Raw genomic sequence first — 1,451 nt, 5'->3', positions numbered from 1 at the left:
GCTTTCACCCATACGGAATATGGCAAGAAGATATACGCCAGAAGAAAAGAAACAATCGAGCGAAGTTTTGCAGATTCAAAAGAGCTGCATGGGCTTCGCTATTGCCGCATGCGCGGGCTTGCGAAAGCAGCGGAACAATGCCTGCTCACTGCTGCTGTGCAGAACATGAAAAAGATTGCAAATATCCTGTCAAACCGGGATATTTTGCAATCCGTAAAACGTTGCCTGCTATTTTTGCCTACATACACAAAACCCGCCGGAAAAGGGCGGGTTTTGTCAGTAATCTGAGTGTGACAACATATATGTCACACTTTTGTCACATATTGACACATTTACGAATATTGTTACAATATTACTGTAACCTTATAGTAACAAGGAGGAAGACAACAATGGGTAATTTCTGTACAAAATGCGGGGCAATATTGGAAGAAGATTCTACTTTTTGCGGGAAATGCGGCGCATCAACTAATAAGTCGGCCACTGTGCCGGTAGTAACTACTCTTCCGCGTGTTGGGGCTAATGCTTTAAGTATTGCTTCCTCAAGCAGTAAAAGAAACCAGCTTATTGGCATTATTGCTATTGCGGTAGTTGCAATAATCATAATTGTTGCAGGGTTTAGTATCCTTTCTGATAATTATAAATTTGTAATAGACAGTGCCTGTCAGGCTCTTGAAGCTAAAGATTATGATAAGCTTATTAACTGTTTCCCACCAACCATTCAGGAAACATTTGAAAGAAATCGACTTAATTCCGGGCAAACCAAAAAAAGCTATTTATCCGGGTTGTTAGGTGACCATAAGATTAAGCTCTCATATAAAGTGCTTTCTGAAGATCGTTTAAGTAAGGCTTCAGTGAATTCTTTGTTCTACAGTACCGATTTTTACGATGATCTTGAAACCGTATATGAGCTTAACATTAAATATACTGTATCTTTAGATGGTGATAAGTCATCAAGTAGTTCTACGATGCATGTAGGTAAAATCAAAGGTAAATGGTATATCATTGATAGCGCTATTAGCAAATACAATTTTTTAGGACCTATTTTCTGATTTTGTATGAACATAAAGGAGAATACATATGTATTGTCCAAACTGTGGTACCGAAAACAATGATTCAAACGCCTTCTGCAAAAAATGTGGAGCTTCTTTACAGGAGACACCTGCTGATTCTTCGAAAAGCGATTCCATAACGGCAACAGCAGTACAAGCCCCACCCGCTCCGTCTGCCATACAAGCCCAAAAGAAAAAGAGTGGTGCGGGAAAAGTTGTTGTGGTAGTTGCTATTTTTCTGGTTTTGGCTAGTCTGGGTTTTTGTGGGAAGTTGGCTTACGACAATATCCTGCATAACCCCGTGAATGAATTTACCGCTGCAATAGCAGCAAAGGATTACGGCGAAGCACTGGAGATTTATGATGAGCGTATTGAGGATAACGAAGGTTACTGTAAGGCGGC

3 protein-coding genes are annotated in these 1,451 nt (G+C 40.2%); all 3 read left to right on the top strand.

The features are described 5' to 3' along the window. A partial coding sequence (locus BLR50_RS01225) for a transposase (RefSeq protein WP_242871660.1) occupies positions 1-288 on the top strand: 288 nt, incomplete at its 5' end. A gap of 101 nt (positions 289-389) precedes the next feature. Continuing rightward, positions 390-1,049: a zinc ribbon domain-containing protein gene (locus BLR50_RS01220; RefSeq protein WP_162840274.1), complete on the top strand. Its 660-nt coding sequence runs from the start codon at positions 390-392 to the stop codon at positions 1,047-1,049. A 28-nt stretch (positions 1,050-1,077) separates the two neighbouring features. Further along, the coding region (locus BLR50_RS01215; protein WP_143008015.1) for a zinc-ribbon domain-containing protein at positions 1,078-1,451 on the top strand (374 nt) is incomplete at its 3' end.

The organism is Acetanaerobacterium elongatum, assembly GCF_900103835.1.
GTDB classification, from domain to species: Bacteria; Bacillota; Clostridia; order Oscillospirales; family Ruminococcaceae; genus Acetanaerobacterium; species Acetanaerobacterium elongatum.
The sequence above is the reverse complement of the archived record's forward strand: the minus strand, read 5'-3'. Positions and strand labels throughout refer to the sequence as shown.